The following is a 23,292-nucleotide window of genomic DNA, read 5'->3' as shown; positions in this document are numbered from 1 at the left end:
GGAACCAACCGAATGAGAGTCTGGGCAGTTGCCAATCAAAAGGGTGGAGTCGGCAAGACCACCACTTCCATCGCCTTGGCCGGTTTGCTGGCCGAAGCGGGCAAGCGTGTGGTCGTGGTCGACCTGGACCCCCACGGTTCCATGACCAGCTATTTCGGCTACGACCCGGATGCGCTGGAACATAGCTGCTATGACCTGTTTTTGCACAAGGGCAGCGTGCCGGCGGATCTGCCTGGGCAACTGCTGTTGCCCACCAGCAACGAAAGCATTTCCCTGCTGCCGTCGAGCACCGCCCTGGCCACGCTGGAGCGCCAGTCGCCAGGCCAGAGCGGCCTGGGCCTGGTGATCGCCAAGACCCTGGCGCAGCTGTGGCAGGACTTCGATTACGCGATCATTGACAGCCCGCCGTTGCTCGGCGTGCTGATGGTCAACGCGTTGGCGGCCAGCCAGCAATTGGTGATCCCGGTGCAGACCGAGCACCTGGCGGTCAAGGGCCTGGAGCGTATGGTCAGCACCCTGGCGATGATCAACCGTTCGCGCAAGCAGGCGCTGCCGTTCAGCATCGTGCCGACCTTGTTCGACCGTCGCACCCAGGCGTCCCTCGGCACCTTGCGCGTATTGCGCGATGCCTACCCGGACACTATCTGGAACGGTTACATCCCGGTGGACACGCGCCTGCGTGACGCCAGCCGTGCCGGGCTCACACCGTCGCAGTTCGACGGCAAGAGCCGTGGCGTGCTGGCCTACCGTGCGTTGCTCAAGCACCTGCTGTCGCAACAACTTGTGGCGCAGGTGGCGTGATGAACCGTCCTGTCGAATTCAAGACCCGCCCGCAACTGGCACTGGAATCCTACCTGGATGCCTTGCTGCAGGATGCGACGGCCGAGGAACTGCCAGAACCGATTCTGGTACTTGAGCCTGCTGTCGAACCCGAAAGCCCGCTGGATGAATTCCAGCAGGCGGTGATGGAAGAGCAGGCACGGGATGCGCAGGGGGTGGAGGTGCCCGTGGTGGTGCCAAGCGCCCCCGCGGTGGTGGCGCCCCCGGTGGTCGAACCGCTGGTGGACGTGCACCTGCCGCCCAGCATCACGCCGCCACCGGTGACGGGCGACGGTCGCCCCTCATGGGCTGCCGAGCCGTTCGAGTGCCTGCTGTTCGACGTCGCCGGGTTGACCCTGGCGGTGCCGCTGGTGTGCCTGGGCTCGATCTATTCCCTGGAAGGCCAGGAGCTGACGCCGCTGTTCGGGCAGCCGGAGTGGTTCCTCGGCATCCTGCCCAGCCAGGCCGGCAACCTCAAGGTGCTGGATACGGCGCGCTGGGTGATGCCCGACCGCTACCGCGATGATTTTCGCCAGGGCCTGCAATACGTGATCTCGGTGCAGGGCTACGAGTGGGGGCTGGCGGTGCATCAAGTCAGCCGCTCGTTGCGCCTGGACCCCAATGAAATCAAATGGCGCAGCCACCGCGGCCAGCGGCCGTGGCTGGCGGGCACGGTGATTGAACACATGTGCGCGTTGCTGGATGTCGCCGAACTGGCCGAGTTGATCGCCAGCGGTGCGGTGAAGGCAATGCCACAGAACAAACGCAGTTGATTGAACAATAAGGGCCGTGCGGTTGCGCGGCCTACGTGCACACACGCCGTCGATAGCGGCATTTGAAGGGGTCAGATGAATGAACAAGTCAGCGTCCGCACAAGGTTTGGATGATCCGATCCTGCAATGGGTGACCTTCAAGCTGGACAACGAAACCTACGGCATTAACGTGATGCGCGTGCAGGAAGTGCTGCGCTACACCGAGATCGCCCCGGTTCCAGGCGCGCCAAGTTACGTGCTGGGCATCATCAACCTGCGTGGCAACGTGGTGACGGTGATCGACACCCGCCAGCGGTTCGGCCTGGACACGGTTGAAGTCAGCGACAACACCCGTATCGTGATCATCGAGGCCGACAAGCAAGTGGTCGGCATCCTGGTCGACAGCGTGGCCGAGGTGGTTTACCTGCGCCAATCGGAAGTGGAAACCGCACCGAACGTCGGTAACGAAGAGTCGGCCAAGTTCATCCAGGGCGTGTGCAACAAGAACGGCGAACTGCTGATTCTGGTTGAGCTGGACAAGATGATGAGCGAAGAAGAGTGGTCGGAACTGGAGAGCATCTGATTGTTCCTTGAGGCAGCGGTGATTGTCCTGGCCCTGTTGTGGGCCGGGACCTTGGCGTTTGTGCTGCGCTATGTGCGCCAGCAGCGGGAGTTGGCCTTGCAACAGGCCGAGCGCGATGCGGTGCGTGACCGGCGCATTCTGGAACTGGTCAAGCGCGTTGATCATTACCAGCAAAGTGCGGTGCGGGTGGGGGATGAGGTGCATGAACTGCGTGCGATTCTTGCGCCGTTGCCGGACAGGTTGGTGCAGTTGGAGCAGCGTGATCCGTCGAACCTGTCGTTTGCCCAGGCGGCCAAGCTGGTTGGCATGGGGGCGACGGTGGCGACACCTCTCTACCTGACACCCCCCGATCCAACTGTGGGAGCTGGCTTGCCTGCGATGACGGCCTACCAGCCGACACCTCTCTACCTGACACCCCCGATCCAACTGTGGGAGCTGGCTTGCCTGCGATGACGGCCTACCAGCCGACACCTCTCTACCTGACACCCCCCGATCCAACTGTGGGAGCTGGCTTGCCTGCGATGACGACCTACCAGCCGACACCTCTCTACCTGACACCCCCGATCCAACTGTGGGAGCTGGCTTGCCTGCGATGACGACCTATCAGCCGACACTTCTCTGCCTGACACCCCACAATCCAACTGTGGGAGATTCTATGGTTGAGGGGCAACCCTCAACCAACTTTTGGCTGATATTCGCTTTGCCCTTTCAGCAGAGCGAACACCACCCTAGCAAGCTTGCGGGCCAGTATTACCAGCGCCTGTGTGGTGCTATAGCCTCGCGCCCTCTGTGCTTGATAAAACGCTTTCCATGTCTCTGTTCGGCTAGCCGCCATCGCTGCGTTATGCAGCAGGCGCCGAGCTTCTGAGTCGCCGCGCTTACTTAAACTACGACGACCATCCTTCTGTCCTGACTTGTTGACGCGCAAATCCATACCAAGAAAGGCGATAAACGCGTCCGAATTCCTGAACTCTCCCCGTTGGAAGGTGGCAATCAAACGCGCGCCAGTCAAAAAACCGATGCCTTCGACTTTCAAGCAACGCTTCAACTGACCCAGTAAACCTGCTTCTTTCAGGCAGTCACTGATCATTTTTTCGATTAACCCTTCCAGTCTCTGCATCGACTTCACCTGCTCGGCAAACGAGGCCTTAAGAAGCGGCTCGTTCGCCCAGCTTTGCGTCAGGCTGACGCGCGCCTGAACCAAGGCTGCGCGCCGACGAAACAGGCTTAGAAGATGGCGATACAGCGGTGATGGAGGTGTCCAGGGACGCAGTTCGTCTGCCTCCTTTCTCAAATAGCGGACGAGCAACTTGGCATCCAAAGCATCGGTCTTGGCCCGGATCTTCACGCTTTCGCGGTAATGCTTGAGCTCATAACCTCCAACCATGTAAACCACGCAACCTGCTTCATGAGCTAGATCAGCAAACTCCAAGTGGTAGATATTGGTGGCTTCAATTGCGATGGCCACTTTGCAGGACAAGGCCTTCAGCCATTTTTTGATAGCGGCTTTGGTGTTTGGGATTGTTTCTAACAAATCGACTTCAGCGTGATAAATCACCAGTTCATTCTTAGCGACATCGACGCCTACGATTGGCTTTGAGACAGAAACTGGCATTGCCATGGGGCTTCCTCCGGGCTAAGGTTTTGAGCACTTGAAGGGCTCACCCAGAGGCGCAGGCTTGTTCCTATCGTCGGTCATAGCCAGATGCATTCTTTATCGGCGCTTGGGTGAAAGGAGGAGGGGCGAAATCTCCCACGGTCTGTACTGCGTCAACAGTCAGAATCGGGCTTTGTCCCTTCTCCTCCCTTCAAGTCCTAGCATACAAGCGGGCTTGCTCGCGAATGCGGTGTGACAGTCAACAGATGTATTGGCTGTTCCACCGCATTCGCGAGCAAGCCCGCTCCCACATTGGTTTAGTGGTGTTGCATAGATTCGAGCAAGACCTCAATTTCTTCAAAGCCCGGCCGCGCCAGCACATCCGGCTGGCAGCAGCGTTGTTGCAGTGCCTGCAAGCCTTCGTCACTGGCCTCAACCCGCTCCAACAATTCCCCCAGCAACACTCCGAACGCGCGCACTTCAATACGCTGCAGCGCACGGGTTTCCAACGTGTCCGCCGTGGCATGGAAGGAGGCCGCGCCAAAGTCTCCCAGCAAGCAATCACCTTCTGCGTTCCACAAAATATTGTGACCATACAGGTCACCATGGGTAATGCCGTGCCGATGCAGGTGCGCCGCCACCGAAGCAATGCCCCGCGCCATGCGCAGTGCCACGTCCAGGCTGAAACGGGTGGTGGGTGCGTAGACATCCCGCGTGCACGACGCCAGGCTCGGCAGGGCTGCGAGGTTGCGGTAACTGGGGTCGATCAGCTCCATCACCAGGGCGGCCTGGTTATCGGGATGGCCGACGACGCGCCCTTCAACCTTGATCAGGTTGGGATGCAGACCGGCAGCGATGCAGGCTTGCATTTCATGCAGCGGTGAACCGTCGCTGGTGATGGTGCCCTTGTACAGTTTGACCGCGACCGGCAACGCCCGGGGTTTCCACAGCGCCTTGCGAATAATCCCCGAAGCGCCTTCGCCAAGGACTTCGCCCATGTCCAGTTCCTGCCAGGCGATGTTCGGCGTCGCCTCATCACTGCTCACCTGCACGGCCATTTCCACCGGGTTGCCGGCGTAGGCCAGCCAAGTCAGGCTCGGCAGGGTCAGCAGCCACTGCGGTAGTTGGGTGAGGCGGTTGGAGGCGATACGGATCAACTCCAGGTTTTGGCACTGGGCCAGGCTTGGCGGCAGGTCGGTCAACTGGTTACCGGCCAACATCAACTTTTGCAGTAACGGGCGCTGACCCAGTTCATCGGGCAATTGGCGGATGCAGTTGTCGGTGAGGATCAGCCAGCGCAATTGTGGCGGCAGGGCAGCGGCGGCTACCTGGCTGATTTGGTTGGCCTTGAAGCCGATCATGCTCAGCTTGGCGCACTGGCCCAGGCATTGCGGCAGTTCGGTAAAGGCGTTGTCCGAACAGAACAGCACACGCAGGTGCGTCAGGCGGTGCAGGTCGTCGGGCAGGCTGCTCAGGGCGTTGCCGGTGAGGTTGAGGATTTCCAGCGAGTCGGCCAGTTCGAAGATTTCCCGGGGAAACTCGGTCAGCCCGCAGGCCAGGTCCAGGCGCGTAACGCCAGCCAATTGGCCAGCCTTGAGTTGGGCGAGGGTATTCATGCAGGGCGCGGTGCTCGGAAGAGGGCGTAAAAGGCGCTCATGATAGCGGCTCGGACGCGGTTTGCGGGCACAGCGTCTGCAATTGGCGCAGGCGACTGGCGGTGCGGGCGAGGTCGATGGCTTGGCCTTCCAGGCATTTATCCAAGGGCTGATGGCCGATCAGCGTCAGTTGCTTGTCCTGGTCGTAGAGCACGTCTACCAGATTGATAAAGCGCTGTTGCACGGCGATGGGGCATTCGGCCAACTGCGGCAGGCCGTCGATGATCCAGTGGTCGAAGTCCTGGCACAACAACAGGTAATCCATGACCGCCGTGAGTTGTTCGCACAGGTCATTGAAGGTGAACGCGATGGTTCGTGCCTGATGGCCTCGGCACGTTAACTGCCGAGTGCCGACCTTCATGGTTTGCGCCGGGCAATCTGTGGCAGGCAGGCCCAGGCTTTCACGCTGTCCAGCGGTACCTGGCCAGACGTACTGGCCGCCCGTGAAGCGCTGTTGCGCGTGGGCCTGGGCCAGGCTGCGAAAGTCCTGAGGCGCACTGACTTCCAGCACCTCCATGCGCGCGGCGATCAGCTCGATCACCGGTTTGAAACGCTCGTGATACAGCGGATTGGGCAGCAAGCCTTCGGGTGGGTAGTTGGAGGTCACCAACACCAGCACACCGCGCTGGAACAGGGCCTTGAACAAACGGCTGATGAGCATCGCATCGCCGATATCGTGCACATGGAATTCGTCGAAACACAGCACTCGGCAGCCGGCCAGCAGCTCGTCCAGCGTGACGCCCAGAGCATCATCATGTCCGCGGTGCAGGAACATGCCTTGGTGCAGCCGGGCGAAGAAAGTGTGGAAATGCACACGTTGCTTCTCGGCGATGGGCAGTGCCTGGAAAAATCCATCCAGCAGCCAGCTTTTGCCACGCCCCACCGGGCCATGCAGGTACAGGCTGCGCGTGGCCTGGCCGTTGAGCAGGTGTTGAGCTTCGCGATTCAGGGCGGTAATCGCCCGGATTTGCCCATCACTGAGGGTATAGCCCTGTTGTTCGGCCTTTTTTTGAAAATACGCCGGGATAGGCGAGGCGTCCGAGGCGTCGGTTTTTTTACCCAGCAGGCGCTGGAGCAGGGCAAGCACGGCCAAGAATAAATACTCTGTATTACGGTGGTCGCTCACTGTAGGACGCCCGATGCCATTTGACCAATGGTGAAGGGCCCCAAGCCTTGCAAACTGGCACTTTCGCGTTAACTGGCTAACCTCATACACAGTTGTCACCCCTGTATAAGGAATTGGGGCTGTGAAGGGACCGGCGGTATTGGCTGTCATGGGCACGATGCTCTGCAACACGGTGTTTGCTGCGCAACTCCAGGTGCAGGTGCGCATCGACGTGCAGCGGGGTTGCCAGTTGGTGGGCACCACCCGCAATGCGGGCATCGAGCAACTTGGCGTATTGGATTTCGGCAGCGGCCCGCGTCTGGATGACCCGGCCGGCCCCCTGAGTGCGGCCCTGATCAGCCAGCGCCAGCCGCGCCTGGAATGTAACCCCGACACGCCTTACCAAATGCGCGTTGACGGCGGCCTGCATGGCGGCGCCGGCGAAGTGCGTTATCTCGCCAATCCGGCGCCCTCCAGCCGGCCCATTCCCTATCGAATCTATGCTGACGCCGCGCGGCTGATCCCCTTGCCGGTGGACGTGCCGATCAGTGGCCGCGTGCCGGACACTGGCTCTGTCGACCTGCCGCTGTATGGGCGCATCGAACCGCTCGAGGACATCCCCGCCGTCGGCCGTTATTCCGACCTGCTCAAGGTCACGGTCACATGGTAAGCCGCTACCTGGCCGTGACGGCCCTGGGTGGCCTGCTGTTGCTGGCGGATGACGCGCAGGCGGCGGTGGTCAACGGCCAGGTCCATGCGCGGTTGGTAATCACCGCCAGTTGCGAAGTGAGCAAGGGCGTGGAAACCGCGCCGGTCACACCCGAAGGCGGCACCGCGCTGTTGGACTTTGGCAGCCAGGGGCCGACGTGGAACGAGACCTTGGACGCGGCGATCTCCGATGGCGACAAGGCGCCGCTGTCGGTGTCCTGCAATCCTTCGGTGGTCAGCAGTTTCACGGTGACCATCGATGGGGGGGCTAACGGCGACGGGACCACGCGGCGCCTGAGCAATGGCCGCCAGACCATTCCCTATCGACTGTCGGCTGACCCCCAGGGGCGCAGTGCCTACAGGATCGGCCAGCAACGCAATTTCGTCGTGACCCAGGGCACCCAGGTACCGATCCCGGTATTCGGTTCCGTGGTGGCGAATACCAGGGCCCTACCGGCCGGCCTCTACACAGACACCCTGACGGTGACTCTGGATTGGTAAACCATGAGGATGGATATCATGCATGTACTTGTATCGCGAATCGGCCTCTGTGCCCTGGGCCTGGGGCTGGCGTCCAGCCTGAACGCGGCGACCACGGTGACCGGGCAGATCAGTTCCAGCCTGACCTTGATCGCCAGTTGCCAGGTCAACGGCTCCGGGGCGGCCACCGGGTTGAATTTCGGTAGCTTGAACTTCGGCACCACCAACAGCCTGTTTACCAATGCCGACGCCCAGCTGCTCGGCGGCACCGGTACCGGCGGGGCGTTGTCGATCCTGTGTTCGGCTGGCACCGCGCCAACGATCAAGGTGCGTGCCGGCGCCCACGACGGTGCTTCCCCCGGTGGCACCCGTGCGCTGGCCGATGGCGTGGGTAACTTCGTGCCCTACGATTTCTACACTGACAGCGGGCGTTCAGCGCTGTTGGCGATTGACGGCGTGGTGACCCTCGCCACCAGTACCGGCGTGGCGCAGACCGTCAACCTTTACGGCCGGGCGGTGGGCAAGGCGGGACTGCCGGCGGGCACCTACACCGACACCGTGGCCGTGGAACTGACGTTCTAACGATGTGGCCCAGGGTGTTGCTCGCCATCGGCCTGGCGATACCGTTGCCGCTGTCGGCGGTGGTCAACCAGAGCTTCCAGGTGAGTGCGACCATCACGCCGGGCTGTCTGATCGTGGGCGGCGGCGCCAACTACGGCACCTTGGCCTACGGCAGCTATTCGGCCCTGGCCACCAGCACGGTCACAGCGGCTCTCACTGGCGGCGTAACCCTGCAATGCACACCGGGCGTGGCCCTGAGCATGAGCGTGGATGGCGGCCTGTACAGCAGCACCGGGCGCAATTTGCAGCTCAACAGTGGCAGCGCGCGGGTGGCTTACCAATTGTTTCGCGATGCGGCGTTCAGCCAGAGCCTGGGGATCAACCAGAGCGTCAGCGTGACCTACAGCGATGCGAGCAACATCAGCCTGCCGATTTACGGGCGGGTGGTTTTACCGGGCAATCAGCCTGGGGGGACGTACAGCGACACGCTGCAGGTGCAGCTGACGTGGTAGGGCTAACGGTTTTAAGGAGGGGTGTCATGGGTTGTGCTTTGCGACGGTTATGGACCGCGGGTTTCGCCTTGGGGGCGTTGTGCTCGGCAGGGTTTGTACAGGCGGCCAGTTCGGTGCTGATCTGGCCCATCGACCCGGTGCTGGAGGCTGACCAACAGGCCAGCGCGCTGTGGCTGGAGAACCGTGGCACCGAGACCGCCAACCTGCAGATCCGCGTGTTTGCCTGGAGCCAGAATGGCTTTGACGAGCAGTACCAGAACCAGCGCGATGTGATCGGCAGCCCGCCGGTGGCCAAGATCGAGCCGGGCCAGAAGCAACTGGTGCGCCTGACCCGCACCCGGGAAGTGCCGCCGGGGCAGGAGTTGGCCTATCGCATCATCATTGATGAAATCCCCTCGGCGTTGCAGGTGCCGGCGCCGCCGGAGGGCAAGAACACGGCGGCGGCGATTCGCTTTCAGATGCGTTATTCGGTGCCGCTGTTTGCCTACGGCGCCGGCTTGTGGAGCAAAGATGACGCTACCCGGCAGCGCGATCCCAAGGGCGCTGGCAAGCCGCAGTTAAGCTGGCAAAAGGTCAACGTGGCAGGGCGCAACTACATCGAGGTGCGCAACCAGGGCGCCGTGCATGCGCGGCTTACCGATGCGTCATTCAAACAGGGCGGGCAGACCCGGCCGTTGGTGGACGGTTTGCTCGGCTATGTGCTGCCGGGCGCGAGCATGCGTTGGCCGGTGCCGGACGCCGTATCGGCCGACCAGCCGTTGCAGGTCAGGGTCAACGGCGCGCCGCAACTGGAGAGCCTGGCGCCCAAGCGCTAACCGTTATGTAGCGCAACGGGCACACGCCCGGGTTTTCACAGGATGGAGATGTCCATTGAAGGACACAACGCCATGGTGAGTCGTGGTTGGGCTCGGGTTTTATGGCCGTCGGTGGCAGTGGCAAGCGGGCTGTGGGGCGCAGCGATGGCGGGCGACTTGCCGCCGCCGCCCGGCAGCATGGAGGCAGTTGCCGATGCACAGCTGTTTCTGGAACTGGTGGTCAACCAGATGGACACCGGCCGCGTTATCGCGGTCGAGCAGCGCGCCGGCCAGCTGTTTGTGCCGGCCAGCGCGTTGCAGGACGTGGGCATGAAACTGCCCGGTGAGCCCGTCGGCAGTGTGGCCCTGGACCAGGTGCCGGGCCTGCACAGCGACTACGACAGCAACGGCCAGCGCCTGCTGCTGGATGTGCCGCCTTCCTGGCTGCAGGAACAGTTCATCGGCAACCGCAATACCTATCCGCGTACCCAGGCCATGAGCAGCTTCGGCGCCTTGCTCAACTATGACGTGTATTTCAATGACACCGACGACGGCGGCAGTTACCTCGCGGCGTGGAACGAAGTGCGGCTGTTCGACACCTGGGGCACCTTGTCCAACACCGGGCAACTGCGCCAGACCCTGTCCGACGGAGTCAGCGGCGGTACCCTCAACAATGGTTACCGACGTTACGACACCACCTGGCGTTTCTCCGACGATGAGCGCCTGCTGACCTACGAGGCTGGCGACGTGATCAGCGGCGCGCTGCCCTGGAGCAGTTCGGTGCGCCTGGGCGGGGTGCAACTGTCGCGGGACTTTGCCGTGCGCCCCGACCTGGTCACGTACCCCTTGCCGCAGTTTGCCGGTGAGGCGGCGGTGCCGTCGTCGGTGGATCTGTTTATCAACGGCTATAAATCCGACAGCGCACAGTTGCAACCCGGCCCCTACACCCTGACCAACATCCCGTTTATCAACGGTGCCGGCGAGGCCGTGGTGGTCACCACCGATGCCCTGGGACGCCAAGTGTCGACCACGGTGCCGTTCTACGTCACCAGCACCTTGCTGCAACAAGGCTTGACGGATTTTTCGCTGGCCGCCGGTACCTTGCGCCGTGACTACACCCTGCGGGACTTCGGCTACGGGCCGGGCGTGGCCAGTGGCACGTTCCGCTACGGCTATTCCGATAACCTGACCCTGGAAAGCCACGCCGAAGCCTCCAGCGACCTGACCCTCGGTGGGCTCGGCGGCAACCTGCGCCTGGGCAACTTCGGCGTGCTCAATACCGCCCTCAGCCAGAGCCAGTTCGACAGCCGCACGGGCCAGCAACTGAGCCTCGGTTACCAGTACAACAGCACGCGCTACAGCTTTATGTACCAACGGGTGGAGCGCCGCGACGACTACGCCGACCTGACCCTGGTCGATACCCCTTACGCCAGCCTCAGCAAGCGCAGCGAGCAGGTGACCCTGAGCCTCAACCTCCAACGTTTCGGCAGCCTGGGCCTGGGTTATTTCGACGTGCAGGCGGCGGACGACTCGCGCACGCGCCTGCTCAACCTGAGCTGGAGCAAACCGTTGTGGCGTAACACCAGCTTTTATCTGTCAGCCAACCGCGAAATCGGTGACAGCAACTGGGCCATGCAGGCGCAACTGGTCATCCCGTTCGACCTCAACGGCAGCCTGGCCTTGAGTACCGAGCGCAGCAAGGACGGCGCCAGTCGCCAGCGCATCAACTACAGCCGCGCGGTGCCCAGCGAAGGCGGGGTGGGCTACAACCTCGGCTATGCCCAGGGCGATGCCCCCAGCTATCGACAGGCCGACCTGACCTGGCGCTTGCAGTCGGTGCAGTTGCAGGCCGGCGCGTACGGCAGCAGCGAGGCCATGACGCGCTGGGCCGATGCCAGCGGCTCACTGGTGTGGATGGGCGGCGAAACCTTTGCCGCCAACCGCATCAATGACGCCTTTGTGGTCGTGAGCACCCAGGGCTTTGCCGGGATTCCGGTGCGCTACGAAAACCAGCTGGTGGGCCAGACCGACCGCAACGGCCATTTGCTGGTGCCGTGGAGCAGTGCCTATTACCGCGGCAAATACGAGATCGACCCGTTGAACCTGCCGGCGAATGTGCAAAGCCCCAATGTGGAACAGCGCGTGTCGGTGCGCCGAGGCAGTGGCTACCTGCTGGAATTCCCCCTGCGCCGGGTGCTCGCTGCAAGCATCACCCTGGTGGACCGCCAGCATCAGGAGTTGCCGCTGGGCAGCCTGGTGGTGCACGAGCAAAGCAACACCCAGGCGGTGGTCGGCTGGGATGGCCTGGTGTACCTGGAAAACCTCAGCGCCCACAACACCTTGCAGGTCACTTTGGGAGAGGGCCGCACCTGCCAGGCAACCTTCGATATGGACGAGCAGCAACAGGACGTGCCCTTGATCGGGCCATTAGTGTGCCAATGAGGGATTGAACAGGGAGTGTTCAGGTGAGGGGCAGCGTAGGGTTGTATGGCGTGGGTTTGTTGTTTTGCGGGCAGGCCATGGCGGCGTGTTCGGTGGTGTCCACCGTGCCGGCCAGTTTTGGTTCGATCAGTTCGATGACGGTGCGCACCGCCGCGCAAACCAGCTCTACGGCCAACTCAGGGTTGAGTTGCACCTCGGCGCTGATATCGCTGCTGGTGTCCACCGACCATTTTTACGCCACGATCACCTCGCCCCAGACCGGTATGGTCGGGCCGACCGGTGATGTGATCAGCTACACGATTTATGGCAACAACAGCACCAGCTATCCCATCACCCGTGGCAGCCAATTCGATTTCGGCGGCGCTGGCGGCATCGCCCAGAGCATCGGCCTGATCGCCGGGCCCGGCGCGAAAACTGTGCCGTTGTACCTGAGCAGCATCACTGGCAGCAACGTCGCCGCCGGGGTGTACACCGAGACATTGAGCATCGCCTGGGTGTGGAATTATTGCTCGGGGATCGGCCTTGGCGGCATTTGCCTGGGACGTGACATTGGCAGCGGCACGGCGTCCCTGACCGTCAGCATGACCGTGACCAACGATTGCCAGATCACCGCCCCGAATATCAGCTTCGGCAGCGCGCCGGTGGTCAGTGGGTTTAGTGCGGTGAGCGGGCAGACCATCAACATCGCCTGCACCAAGGGCAGCGCCTATACCGTGGGCTTGAGCGATGGCCAGAACCCGGTGAGTGTCGGCGGCCGGCGGCGCATGGTTTCCGGCGGCAATTACCTGGCCTATGACATTTTCAAAAGTGCCGGCACCACGCGTTGGGGCAGTGTCGGCGCGGCGCGGCGGGCCAGCTCCACGGCCGAGGTCAATCCCGGCAACGGCTTGGGTAATGGCAGCCAGGTGTACAACTACAACGCCAAGGTCTACACCGACCAGCCCACGCCACCAGCTGGCACCTATCTGGATAACGTAGTGCTGGACGTCGGTTTCTAGAATGGCGTCTGCAACGCGGCGGCCTGATCCACCGGGCTGACCATCGCGTAGTTGTAGCCGCCGCCCGACCAGTAGTCGGCCTGCAAGCCATCGGCACTGCGGCTGCCGCGAGGCAGGAAACCGTTGTTCGGGCCCGGCGGGCGGATATAGAAGCTGATGCGCCGGCCTTGCGCGTCCTGGTACAGCACCATGGCTGCCGCGCCTTGGTCGGTGGTGAGCAGGCGCCCGCTGACCGGCTTGAAACCGGCTTGGCTCAGGTCGGGCAGGCGATGGGCCTGGTTGAAATAACGGTCGAGCCAGGCCTGCATGGTGCCAGGGTCCTGAGCGTTGTAGTCGGCAGGCATGATGCCGTCCTGGGCAAACAGGCGGTAGGCCTGCATGGCGTCGGTCATCGGCAACAGCGGCGGCTGGGTGGCTTCACGGGCGTGCCAACCGCCAACCCCGCCGAGGCTCACGGCGATCAGCAACAACGCCGCCGTGGCCAAGTGCCGACGGGACTGTTTCTTGATGCGCTGGCGAATCAGCGCCGGGTCCAATGCCGGGTTGTGCGGCTGTTGCAGGGCGCCGCTCAACGACGCGCGCAGCAACTGCGCATCTTGTTGCCAGGCCTGTACCCGGGCCGCCACTTCGGGGTGGCTGGCCAGCCAGGTTTCAAGCACACAGCGATCAGTGTCCGGCAATTGGTGATCGACGTAGGCATGTAAATCGCGTTCGCTGGGGGGCAGGCTGATCATTTGAGTCTCCGCAGGGCAGGGCCGGCCATTTCGCCATCGCTGAGCTGACGCAACGCTTGGCGTGCGCGGGACAGGCGTGACATTACGGTGCCGATGGGCACCTTGATGATCTCGGCCACTTCCTTGTAGCTCAAGCCCTCGACGGACACCCACAGCAACAGGGCGCGCTGTTCGGTGTTCAGTTGGTCGAAGGCTTGCAGGGTGGATTGGGCCAGCACCGTGCGTTCTACCGAAGGTTGCACGTCATCGCGGCCGGTGAAGAATTCGAGCATGCGCGCATAGCGGCGGTTGCGGCGGTGGGCGTCGAGGAACTGCCGGTAGAGGATCGAAAACAGCCAGGCGCGCAGGTCGCCCTCGATACGTTTATCGGCCCAGGCGACGATCGCGCGCTCCAGGGTCGATTGCACCAGGTCATCGGCGCTGCTGCTGTTGCGCGTCAGGGACACGGCAAAACGCCGCAACCTGGGGATGAGTTCGCGTAACTGTTCGTCGAGTTCATGCATGGGTGTCTGGCTGATCACTACGCTGGGACTAGAGAGACGTTTGGCGTTGAAGGTTATTCCCCGTCCCGCAAAATAAATCCAGGGCCTGGGAATAGAGCCCATCGGCGTTCGTCTTAATGCTCCGACCTTATGTTTCAGCCTGAGGCCTCTGGCCCTGGAGTTCCTGCATGGTAGATCACTCATCACCACCCCGTCCTCCCTTGAGCACTGCGAGCCTGATCGCACGACTCGCCGGCATCGGTGCCGTGGTTGCGGTTGTTGCCGGCGCATTTGCCTACGTCAATGGCACGCTCGACCCACAACGCCTGCGGCCAAAAACCTTGGTCAATGCCCTGGAAACCAATAACGGCGTGCATCCGGGTTTTCGCCGTAACCATGCCAAGGGCGTATGCGTGGCGGGTTATTTCCAGAGCCGTACCGAGGCCCGTGCCTATTCCAGCGCCCAGGTGTTCAGCGAGGCCAAGACCCCGATCATCGGCCGGTTTGCCTTGCCCAGCGGCAACCCCTACGCGCCGGACAGCAGTGTGCCGATTCGCAGTTTCGCCGTGCAGTTCAGCCAGGCCAACGGCCAGCAATGGCGTACAGGGATGAACAGCATGCCGGTGTTCCCGGTGGGCACGCCCGAGGCGTTCTACCAGTTGCTCAAGGCCGGCGCGCCAGACCCGGCCACTGGCAAGCCGAACCCGTCGAGCATGCCGGCTTTTTTTGCCGCACACCCGGAGACAGCGCCATTCTTGGCCTGGGTCAAGACCGCCAGGCCATCGGCCAGTTATGCGACTGAAACCTATAACGGCATCAACGCGTTTTACCTGGTGGCTGCCGATGGTTCGCGCCAGGCCGTGCGTTGGGAGGTGGTGCCCCAGAGCCAGGATGCGGCGGGTGATACCGCACCTGCTGGCAGTGACTTCCTGGAGCAGGATTTGGTGCGACGCCTGGCTGCTGGGCCCTTGCGTTGGCAGTTGAACATGACCCTGGCCAACCCCGGCGACCCGCTGGACGACGCAAGCAAGACTTGGACCGGCGCGCACAAGGTACTCAACGCCGGCACGTTGGTGTTGCAAAGCAGCCAGCCCCAGGCAGACGGTGATTGCCGCGATATCAACTTTGACCCGTTGATTCTGCCCAGTGGTATCCAAGCCTCCAACGACCCCTTGCTGGCCGCACGTTCGGCCGCGTATGCCAGTTCGTACCTGCGCCGCGCCGGTGAAGTCAGCCCGTTGCACAGCGCCCCTCAGGAGTCGAAGCCATGAATGCTCAACCACGGTTCTTTGCGCCCTTGGCGCGCGTGTTGCACTGGCTGATGGCGTTGATGATCATCGCCATGCTGTTTATCGGCGCGGGTCTGGCGGCGTCGGTGTCGGAGCGCCATGAGTGGCTGATCCACCTGCACAAGCCGCTGGGCATTGCGATTCTGGCACTGGTGATCGTGCGCCTGGCGGTACGTTTTTCCACCCGTCAGCCGCCGTTACCAGCGGATTTGCCGGTGTGGCAGAGGCTGGCAGCCAAGGCCTCTCATGTGCTGTTGTACGCGTTGATGCTGGTGTTGCCGCTGCTGGGTTGGGCGATGATTTCAGCGGCCGGTGACCCGGTGATGCTCAGTAGTAACCTGCAACTGCCCGCGCTGCTGGGGGCGAATGCGCCGTTGTTTGCGTTGTTGCGCAAGGCTCACGGTTATTTGGCCTATCTGCTGTTTCTCACCGTGCTGGTGCATCTGGCAGCCGCGTTATTCCACGGTTTGATCCGCCGCGATGGTGTCTTGCAAAGCATGACCGGCAGCAAGGATTGACCGCTTCTGGTGGCGAGCAAGCTCGCTCGTCACCAGAGCTCGCCTCAGGGGTTAGCGCAAACGCCCGACGATATCAGCGACGCTGCTCAAGACGTCCTTGCCCAACTGTTTCGAACGATCGCCTGACCAGCCAGTTCGCAGGTTGGGTGCGTCGTCGTTGTCCTTGAAAGGCATTTCCAGGGTCAGGGACAGGCAGTCGTACTTTTCCCCCACCGCGTTGCAGGCCAGGGTCATGTTGGCTTGGCCAGGCAGGTCGCGGGTGTAGCCGTGGGTGGTCTGGAAGTCTCGGGTCAGGTGGCTCAAATGGCTGCGGAAATGTTTTTCCAGGGCTTCGATGCGCGGCGTGTAGCCGGGGTTGCCTTCGCAGGCGGCGGTGAACACGTAGGGGATTTCTTCATCGCCGTGGATGTCGAGGAACATATCCACGCCGTATTTTTCCATCTGTTGCTGGACGAACAGGACTTCCGGGCTGAGTTCCTGGCTGGCGCTTTGCCATGCGCGGTTAAGGTCCTGGCCCATGGCGTTGGTGCGCAGGTGGCCATGGAAGGCGCCATCCGGGTTCATGTTCGGTACCAGGTACAGGTCTGCGACGGCCAGCAGTTTTTTCAGTTCGTCGTCGCCGTCCTTTTGCAGGCGCTCAATCACGCCCTCCATAAACCACTCGGCCATGTGCTCGCCGGGGTGCTGCTGGGCGATGATCCACACCTTGCGCCGGCCTTCGATCCCTTTGCCACGGCGCAGCAGTTGGATATCGCGGCCTTCAGCGCTCTTGCCGGTGGCTAGCAGGGTGACCCCGGCGTACTTCAGGGCTTGCTCGATCAACCAGTCATGACGTTCACGGCTGTAGGGCTCGAAGTAGGCAAACCAGGCGTACTTTTGCCGGGTCTGGAGGGTGATGTGCAGGATCTCGCCATCAAAGCGCGTCGGTACCCGGAACCAGTTGATATGGTCATAGGACGCCACGGCGTTGTAACCGCTCCAGGCATGCTTGTAGGACGAGCGCCCTGCGTTGCTCAAGCGAAAGGTGTGGGTGTGCCCCACGTGCATGCCTTCGGCCTTGAAGTGGAACCATTGGTAGTGATCGCTGCGGGTGTCGGGATTGATTGCCAGCAACAACTGATAAGCGTCGCTGGCATCCAGGACCTGGATGTTGCCGCTGTCGAAGTCGGTGCTGATCTTGATGGAGGTCAAGGCCACGGTCATAGTCTGGTTGCCTGAATATGAGTGATGTGGCGGCTATCTTACACAGGCGTTCGGTAAAACCTGGATGCAAAAATTGTTGCAGGGGGAGGGGGCGTCATCCCTGACGCCGCCGCAGCTTAGAGTCTATGAGATTGATTCTCAAGCGCTAATTCGCAGAGATACGCGCTAGAGCACTCGGACGACTTTCGTTGGGCGATAGTCTTTTGCTACCATGCGCGGCATCAAGCAACACACAGTCTTCATTAGCCTGAAGCCACGCCAGGAAAACTGGCAAAAAAAAGACCCGGCCAAAGAGCCGGGTCAAAAACCGTGATTAGCCTGATGAGGAGATATTCCAAGAGTCCGACCTAAGGTCTCTTGGTCTATCGACTGATCTTGCGATCAGCTGAGCCCAATAATAATCATTATCATTTGCAAGTCAAATGTTTTTATCCGTGGGATAGAAATATTTTTCTTTCATGCCTGCTACGCGTTTGCCGCCGCTCTGGGCGCTTGCAACGACCGCTCCACCATCGCCTTCGCCATATCGATCAAATACACCACTGAAAACGCCAGGTCGCGTTGGTTGCCCTGATGGCTGCACGCCGACTCGTAGGCGGTTGCCGCTGCACTGCGCAACAGGTCCGAGGCGTGTATCAGGGCTTCCTCCTGGCTGACATCGGATTTGATCGCGAACATGGCCCCGTCCGAATCCGGCGTCGACCGATTTTCTTTCAAGTAGTAGTCCAGTGCGCGCTGGGCCGCGCCACTGTTGCACATGTCGTTTACTTCAGTCAGTTCGGATGTGTCGGGCGTTGGGTGCGTGCGGGTCGTCATAAGCGGCAGTACTCCGGTGGGTGTCGAAATCTTTGGGCTTGATGATAGTACGTATCGTATTCCTGTCGTTTTATGGATTACTACAAACTGTTTATTGCCCGCAAAAATGGGCGCCGTATTGTGATGCGCCATGGATAACTGGATAGCGTTGGTCAAAGCCAACATGAAAGACCGCAAGGTCACGCAGGATGAACTGGCGCAGCGCCTGGGGATGTCCCAGGGCGGCATCGGCCATTGGCTCAATAAACGCCGCGTGCCGAGCCTGGCGGACATGAACCGCGTGCTGGCCGAACTGGGGTTGGGGTATTTGGAGGTGGCGCTGGAGATTCGTGAACGGGCCGCGCAAGTGCCTGAACGGGAAGCGCACTACAACCGGTATTTCCGCTACCCGGTCAGCGACTGGAAGCAGGCCTGCGAGCTGCGTGAAGAGCGTGCGCCTTATAGCACCGAGCGCTACGAATTGACCGATTACCACGCCCGAGGCGAGGCATTCTGGCTGCCGGTGACGGGAGACGCCATGACCGCCCCCACGGGCATGAGCATTGCGGCTGGCATGATGATCCTGGTTGACCCGGCCATCGCGCCCGAGCCCGGCAGGCTGGTGGTGGCCCAATGGGCTGGCACCCCCCAGGCCACCTTTCGCCGATTGCAGGAAGAAAGCGGCCAGCACTACCTGGTGCCGCTCAACCCCACTTACCCCAAGGTGCTGCTCACCGACGGCTGCCGCCTCCTGGGTGTGGTGGTGCAAGCCACGGCGAAGTTCTAGCCTGCCGTTTCAAGCTCCACCAGCGCGCTGCCTTCTGCCACCATTTCACCTTCCTGGCAGAACAGCGCCTTGACCACCCCGGCGTGGGGCGCCCGGATACTGTGCTCCATCTTCATGGCTTCGAGCACCACCAGTTGAGCGCCGGCTTCAACAGTTTGGCCCACCTCCACAAGTACTCGCACGATGCTGCCGTTCATCGGTGCGGTGAGGCCGCCCTGATGAGATTGACTGGCCTCGACCGCCGCAATCGGGTCGAACAGGCTGACGGCATGCATCTCGCCGTCCCAACGCAGGTACAGGCTGCCTTCACTGCGCACCGCCAGATGAGCACGGCGCACGCCCTGATGTTCAGTCAGCAACTGTTCGCCGCATAACTGAGACGGTTGCCCGGTCAGTGTCACCAACCGATCCTGCCCATTGCAGCTCAGGTGCAGCGACACCTCGGCAGGCAGGCCCGCACGAAAGCCCTGGCGATTGGCCCAAGGCCCGTCACCCGCCGGCAAGCTCTGCATAAACGCCGAGCCCGCCGCCTGCCAGAACTCATCGCTCAAGGCCCCTGGCGTCGGCAACAGCTCATCCTGATAGCGCGGGATAAACCCGGTGTCCAATTCGGCGGCGGCAAACGCAGGGTGCCCGATGATGCGCCGCAAAAAGCCCAGGTTGGTCTTGAGCCCGCCGACCGCAAACTCATCCAGCATGCTCAATAAGCGCAGGCGCGCCTGTTCGCGGTCTTCACCCCAGGCAATCAACTTGCCGAGCATCGGGTCGTAGAAGGGCGACACGCTGTCGCCTTGCTCGACGCCACTGTCCACGCGGCGTCCAGGGCCCTGGCTGGACTCGCGGTACAGCGCCAGGTGCCCGGTGGCGGGCAGAAAGTCATTGGCCGGGTCTTCGGCATACAGCCGCACTTCAATTGCATGACCGTTCAACGCGACCTGTTCTTGCGTGATCGGTAGCGCCTCACCTTGGGCCACCCGGATCTGCCAGGCCACCAGGTCGAGGCCGGTAATCGCTTCGGTCACCGGATGCTCGACTTGCAGCCGCGTGTTCATCTCCATGAAGAAAAACTCGCCACGGGCATCCAGCAAAAACTCCACCGTACCTGCGCCGACATACCCGATGGCCTGGGCAGCGCGCACGGCCGCTTCGCCCATGGCCCGGCGCTGCTCGACACTCAAGCCGGGTGCCGGGGCTTCTTCCACGACTTTCTGATGGCGCCGCTGGATCGAGCAGTCGCGCTCATTGAGGTACAGGCAATGACCTTGCTGGTCGGCAAACACTTGGATCTCGACATGCCGCGGCTTGAGCAGGTATTTCTCCACCAGCATCTGCCCGTTGCCGAACGACGACAGCGCCTCACGCTGGGCGGAGGCCAGGGCTTCGGCCAGTTGGCTGACGTCCTCGACCACCTTCATCCCCTTGCCACCGCCGCCCGCCGTGGCCTTGAGCAGCACCGGGTAGCCGATACGCTCACAGGCGGCGCGGAAGGTCTCCAGGTCCTGGGCCTCGCCGTGATAACCCGGCACAAGGGGTACGCCAGCCGTTTCCATCAAGGCCTTGGCCGCGGATTTGCTGCCCATGGCGTCGATGGCCGAGGCGGGCGGGCCGAGGAAGATCAAGCCTGCCGCCTCGATGGCTCGGGCGAAGCCGGCGTTTTCTGAAAGGAAGCCGTAGCCGGGGTGAATCGCCTGGGCGCCGCTGGCGTGGGCGGCGGCAATCAGCTTGTCGATTTGCAGGTAACTGTCGGTGGCTTTGCTGCCGCCCAGGTCGACGCGGATATCGGCTTCACGGCTATGGCGGGCATCGCGGTCGATGGCGCTGTGCACAGCCACGGTGGTCAACCCCATGGCCTTGGCGGTGCGCATGACCCGGCAGGCGATCTCGCCACGGTTGGCCACCAGAACGGTGGAGAGTGTGCTCATGAGCGTGGCTCCTGATTTTGCCAACTTGGCGCACGCTTTTGCAGAAACGCGCGCAAACCTTCCTGGCCCTCGGCGCTCACCCGAATACGCGCAATGGCATTTTCGCAATAGCGTCGCAATGCGGGGGTGAGGGCACCGTTGCCCACTTCGCGCAGCAAATCCTTACTGGCACGCATGGCCGCCGGGCTGTTTTGCAGCAGGTTGGTGACCCACAGGTCCACCTGTTGATCCAGGCTCTCGGCCGGATAACTGTCCGCCAGCAAGCCGATCTCCCGTGCGCGCTGGCCGCCGAACCGCTCGGCTGTCAGTGCATAACGACGGGCAGCGCGTTCGCCGATGGCCTGCACCACGAACGGGCTGATCACCGCCGGCGCCAGGCCGATACGCACTTCCGACAGGCAGAACTGCGCATCATCGGCGCCGATGGCCATGTCACAGCAACTGATCAGGCCCAGCGCGCCCCCGTAGGCCGCGCCTTGCACCACCGCCAACGTGGGGATTTTCAGCTTGGACAGGTTGTACATCAGCTCTGCCAGTTCCCGGGCGTCGTCCAGGTTGGTGTGGTAGTCCAACTCGGCCGATTGCTGCATCCAGGCCAGGTCGGCACCGGCGCTGAAGTGCTTGCCACGCCCGCGCAGTACCAGGAAGCGCAGGGACGGGTCGCCTTGTACGCGGTCAAGGGCCAGGATCAGCTCGCGGATCATCTGCGCGTTGAACGCGTTGTTCTTGGCTTCGCGGCTGAGCCACAGCGTGGCAAAGCCACGGCGGTCAGTGATCAGTTCGAGGGTGTTGAAGTCGCTCATGCAAGGAGCTCCGAAATAATGAGAGGCCTCCTGTAGGAGCGAGCTTGCTCGCGAAGATCGTCAACGATAACGCGGGGCTTCAGAATGACCGCGTTGCCCTGAGGTTCTTCGCGAGCAAGCTCGCTCCTACAGGCTACATGCGGAACACGCCGAAGCGGCTCGGCTCGATGGGGGCGTTCAGTGCGGCGGACAAGGCCAGGGCCAGCACGTCACGGGTCTGCAGCGGGTCGATCACGCCGTCATCCCACAAGCGCGCGCTGGAGTAGTAGGGGTGGCCCTGGGTTTCATACTGGTCGAGGATCGGCTGCTTGATCGCGTCTTCCTCCTCGGCACTGAAACCGTTGCCGGCGCGCTCAGCCTGTTCGCGCTTGACCTGCACCAACACCCCGGCGGCCTGTTCGGCCCCCATCACGCCAATGCGTGCGTTGGGCCACATCCACAAAAAGCGCGGGTCATAGGCGCGGCCACACATCCCATAGTTACCCGCACCAAAGCTGCCGCCGATGATCACGGTGAATTTCGGCACTTTGGCGCACGCCACGGCGGTGACCAGCTTGGCGCCGTGCTTGGCAATGCCGCCGGCTTCGTACTTCTGGCCGACCATAAAGCCGGTGATGTTTTGCAGGAACAGCAGCGGAATCCCGCGCTGGCAGGCCAGTTCGATAAAGTGCGCGCCTTTTTGCGCGGCTTCGGCGAAGAGGATGCCGTTGTTGGCCAGGATCGCTATCGGGTAGCCATGCAAGTGCGCAAAGCCGCACACCAGGGTCGTGCCGAACAGGGCCTTGAACTCATCGAACACCGAGCCGTCCACCAGCCGTGCGATGACTTCGCGCACATCAAAGGGTTGCTTGGCATCCGCCGGGATCACGCCGTACAACTCTTCGCTGCTGTACAGCGGCGCCACCGGCGGGCGTTGCAGCAGCTCACCCTGCTTGCGCCAATTGAGGTTGGCCACGCTGCGCCGTGCCAGTGCCAGGGCGTGTTCATCGCTGTCGGCATAGTGGTCGGCTACGCCCGAGACCTTGCAGTGCACATCGGCACCGCCCAGGTCTTCGGCGCTCACCACTTCACCGGTGGCGGCCTTCACCAGCGGCGGGCCGGCGAGGAAGATGGTGGCTTGCTGGCGCACCATGATCGTTTCGTCGGCCATGGCCGGCACGTAGGCGCCGCCGGCGGTGCACGAGCCCATCACCACGGCAATCTGGGGAATGCCCTGGGCGCTCATATTGGCCTGGTTGAAGAAGATCCGCCCGAAGTGCTCGCGGTCGGGGAACACCTCGTCCTGGCGCGGCAGGTTGGCGCCGCCGGAGTCCACCAGGTAGATGCACGGCAGGCGGTTCTGCTCGGCGATGGTCTGGGCGCGCAGGTGCTTTTTGACGGTCAGCGGGTAATAGGAGCCGCCTTTGACAGTGGCATCGTTGGCCACGATCATGCATTCGACGCCTTCCACCCGGCCGATGCCGGCAATCACCCCGGCAGCCGGGACGTCTTCGCCATACACCTGATGAGCTGCCAGTTGGCTGAGCTCAAGAAACGGCGAACCCGGGTCGAGCAGACGGTTGATACGCTCGCGGGGTAACAGTTTGCCGCGTGAGGTGTGGCGTTCCTGGGCCTTGGCGCCGCCACCTTGATGGACATGGGCGAGCAGGCTGTGCAGGGCGTCGACCTGTTCAAGCATCGCCGCGCGGTTGGCGGAAAATTCCGCAGAACGCGGGTTGAGCTGGGTGTGCAGGGTGGCCATGGGCGTGCTCCT

24 protein-coding genes are annotated in these 23,292 nt (G+C 62.3%); 14 read left to right on the top strand and 10 right to left on the bottom strand.

Going from position 1 to position 23,292, the window contains the following annotated elements:
* Window positions 1–12 precede the first annotated feature (12 nt).
* The 4 genes from BOP96_RS17030 (at window position 13) to BOP96_RS17015 (ending at window position 2,607) form a co-directional block, all read left to right on the top strand.
* Entirely contained in the window at window positions 13–801 is a 789-nt protein-coding gene (locus tag BOP96_RS17030; RefSeq protein ID WP_014719332.1) for a ParA family protein, read from the top strand.
* Window positions 801–1,592 carry a CheW domain-containing protein gene (locus BOP96_RS17025; protein WP_014719331.1) on the top strand — a complete coding sequence of 264 codons (792 nt, stop codon included), beginning with the start codon at window positions 801–803 and terminating at the stop codon, window positions 1,590–1,592. The genes BOP96_RS17030 and BOP96_RS17025 overlap by 1 nt, the downstream gene beginning before the upstream one ends.
* Window positions 1,593–1,671: 79 nt before the next feature.
* Entirely contained in the window at window positions 1,672–2,154 is a 483-nt protein-coding gene (locus tag BOP96_RS17020; RefSeq protein WP_003192896.1) for a chemotaxis protein CheW, read from the top strand.
* Complete coding sequence (locus BOP96_RS17015) at window positions 2,155–2,607, top strand: DUF2802 domain-containing protein (protein ID WP_373420028.1); 453 nt, start codon at window positions 2,155–2,157, stop codon at window positions 2,605–2,607.
* A 220-nt stretch (window positions 2,608–2,827) separates the two neighbouring features.
* On the opposite strand, the gene BOP96_RS17010 is transcribed toward BOP96_RS17015, so the two are convergent.
* From BOP96_RS17010 to zapE, 3 genes are all read right to left on the bottom strand, one after another.
* Window positions 2,828–3,775, bottom strand: coding sequence for an IS110 family transposase (locus BOP96_RS17010; RefSeq protein ID WP_019821501.1), 948 nt, complete (start codon window positions 3,773–3,775; stop codon window positions 2,828–2,830).
* A gap of 293 nt (window positions 3,776–4,068) precedes the next feature.
* Window positions 4,069–5,367 (bottom strand): protein kinase, encoded by a 1,299-nt coding sequence (locus tag BOP96_RS17005; RefSeq protein ID WP_073453432.1) that lies wholly within the window; start codon window positions 5,365–5,367, stop codon window positions 4,069–4,071.
* A 37-nt stretch (window positions 5,368–5,404) separates the two neighbouring features.
* Complete coding sequence (gene zapE, locus BOP96_RS17000) at window positions 5,405–6,499, bottom strand: cell division protein ZapE (protein ID WP_073453430.1); 1,095 nt, start codon at window positions 6,497–6,499, stop codon at window positions 5,405–5,407.
* A 181-nt stretch (window positions 6,500–6,680) separates the two neighbouring features.
* Here zapE and BOP96_RS16995 point away from each other — a divergent pair, with 181 nt between their 5' ends.
* From BOP96_RS16995 to BOP96_RS16965, 7 genes are all read left to right on the top strand, one after another.
* Entirely contained in the window at window positions 6,681–7,181 is a 501-nt protein-coding gene (locus tag BOP96_RS16995) for a Csu type fimbrial protein (RefSeq protein ID WP_441344386.1), read from the top strand.
* Window positions 7,175–7,720, top strand: coding sequence for a spore coat protein U domain-containing protein (locus tag BOP96_RS16990; protein ID WP_014718969.1), 546 nt, complete (start codon window positions 7,175–7,177; stop codon window positions 7,718–7,720). The genes BOP96_RS16995 and BOP96_RS16990 overlap by 7 nt, the downstream gene beginning before the upstream one ends.
* An 18-nt stretch (window positions 7,721–7,738) precedes the next feature.
* Entirely contained in the window at window positions 7,739–8,281 is a 543-nt protein-coding gene (locus BOP96_RS16985; RefSeq protein WP_003192220.1) for a Csu type fimbrial protein, read from the top strand.
* 2 nt (window positions 8,282–8,283) lie between these two features.
* Window positions 8,284–8,772, top strand: a complete 489-nt coding sequence (locus BOP96_RS16980; RefSeq protein WP_014718968.1) for a Csu type fimbrial protein — start codon at window positions 8,284–8,286, stop codon at window positions 8,770–8,772.
* Between the two features lie 26 nt (window positions 8,773–8,798).
* Window positions 8,799–9,587 carry a fimbrial biogenesis chaperone gene (locus BOP96_RS16975; RefSeq protein WP_014718967.1) on the top strand — a complete coding sequence of 263 codons (789 nt, stop codon included), beginning with the start codon at window positions 8,799–8,801 and terminating at the stop codon, window positions 9,585–9,587.
* A 72-nt stretch (window positions 9,588–9,659) separates the two neighbouring features.
* Complete coding sequence (locus BOP96_RS16970) at window positions 9,660–12,008, top strand: fimbria/pilus outer membrane usher protein (RefSeq protein WP_073453445.1); 2,349 nt, start codon at window positions 9,660–9,662, stop codon at window positions 12,006–12,008.
* Between the two features lie 77 nt (window positions 12,009–12,085).
* On the top strand, window positions 12,086–13,006 hold the full coding sequence (locus BOP96_RS16965) for a Csu type fimbrial protein (protein ID WP_014718965.1): 921 nt from the start codon (window positions 12,086–12,088) through the stop codon (window positions 13,004–13,006).
* Here the strand turns inward: BOP96_RS16965 and BOP96_RS16960 are convergent.
* The gene (locus BOP96_RS16960) at window positions 13,003–13,740 is read right to left on the bottom strand and encodes an anti-sigma factor family protein (RefSeq protein ID WP_014718964.1); all 738 of its coding nucleotides are present in this window, start codon (window positions 13,738–13,740) and stop codon (window positions 13,003–13,005) included. The genes BOP96_RS16965 and BOP96_RS16960 overlap by 4 nt on opposite strands.
* Entirely contained in the window at window positions 13,737–14,243 is a 507-nt protein-coding gene (locus BOP96_RS16955; RefSeq protein WP_073453426.1) for a sigma-70 family RNA polymerase sigma factor, read from the bottom strand. Before BOP96_RS16955 ends, BOP96_RS16960 begins: the two co-directional genes overlap by 4 nt.
* A 167-nt stretch (window positions 14,244–14,410) precedes the next feature.
* On the opposite strand from BOP96_RS16955, the gene BOP96_RS16950 reads away from it, so the two are divergent.
* On the top strand, window positions 14,411–15,493 hold the full coding sequence (locus tag BOP96_RS16950) for a catalase family peroxidase (RefSeq protein WP_073453425.1): 1,083 nt from the start codon (window positions 14,411–14,413) through the stop codon (window positions 15,491–15,493).
* Window positions 15,490–16,029: a cytochrome b gene (locus tag BOP96_RS16945; protein WP_003192209.1), complete on the top strand. Its 540-nt coding sequence runs from the start codon at window positions 15,490–15,492 to the stop codon at window positions 16,027–16,029. The genes BOP96_RS16950 and BOP96_RS16945 overlap by 4 nt, the downstream gene beginning before the upstream one ends.
* Window positions 16,030–16,080: 51 nt before the next feature.
* Here BOP96_RS16945 and BOP96_RS16940 read toward each other — a convergent pair whose 3' ends face one another.
* Both BOP96_RS16940 and BOP96_RS16935 read right to left on the bottom strand, forming a co-directional pair.
* Entirely contained in the window at window positions 16,081–17,232 is a 1,152-nt protein-coding gene (locus BOP96_RS16940; protein WP_014718961.1) for a M14 family metallopeptidase, read from the bottom strand.
* A gap of 465 nt (window positions 17,233–17,697) precedes the next feature.
* Window positions 17,698–17,991, bottom strand: coding sequence for a DUF6124 family protein (locus tag BOP96_RS16935; protein ID WP_014718960.1), 294 nt, complete (start codon window positions 17,989–17,991; stop codon window positions 17,698–17,700).
* Window positions 17,992–18,178: 187 nt separating this feature from the next.
* Here BOP96_RS16935 and BOP96_RS16930 point away from each other — a divergent pair, with 187 nt between their 5' ends.
* Window positions 18,179–18,814: a LexA family protein gene (locus BOP96_RS16930; protein ID WP_073453423.1), complete on the top strand. Its 636-nt coding sequence runs from the start codon at window positions 18,179–18,181 to the stop codon at window positions 18,812–18,814.
* On the opposite strand, the gene BOP96_RS16925 is transcribed toward BOP96_RS16930, so the two are convergent.
* From BOP96_RS16925 to BOP96_RS16915, 3 genes are all read right to left on the bottom strand, one after another.
* Entirely contained in the window at window positions 18,811–20,736 is a 1,926-nt protein-coding gene (locus tag BOP96_RS16925; RefSeq protein WP_073453421.1) for an acetyl/propionyl/methylcrotonyl-CoA carboxylase subunit alpha, read from the bottom strand. The genes BOP96_RS16930 and BOP96_RS16925 overlap by 4 nt on opposite strands.
* Window positions 20,733–21,539 carry a gamma-carboxygeranoyl-CoA hydratase gene (locus BOP96_RS16920; RefSeq protein ID WP_014718957.1) on the bottom strand — a complete coding sequence of 269 codons (807 nt, stop codon included), beginning with the start codon at window positions 21,537–21,539 and terminating at the stop codon, window positions 20,733–20,735. The genes BOP96_RS16925 and BOP96_RS16920 overlap by 4 nt, the downstream gene beginning before the upstream one ends.
* Window positions 21,540–21,672: 133 nt before the next feature.
* Window positions 21,673–23,280, bottom strand: a complete 1,608-nt coding sequence (locus BOP96_RS16915; RefSeq protein WP_014718956.1) for a carboxyl transferase domain-containing protein — start codon at window positions 23,278–23,280, stop codon at window positions 21,673–21,675.
* Between the last annotated feature and the right edge of the window lie 12 nt (window positions 23,281–23,292).

The sequence above is a fragment of the Pseudomonas sp. FSL W5-0203 genome (genome assembly GCF_001896155.1).
Lineage (GTDB): Bacteria > Pseudomonadota > Gammaproteobacteria > Pseudomonadales > Pseudomonadaceae > Aquipseudomonas > Aquipseudomonas paracarnis.
The sequence above is the reverse complement of the archived record's forward strand: the minus strand, read 5'-3'. Positions and strand labels throughout refer to the sequence as shown.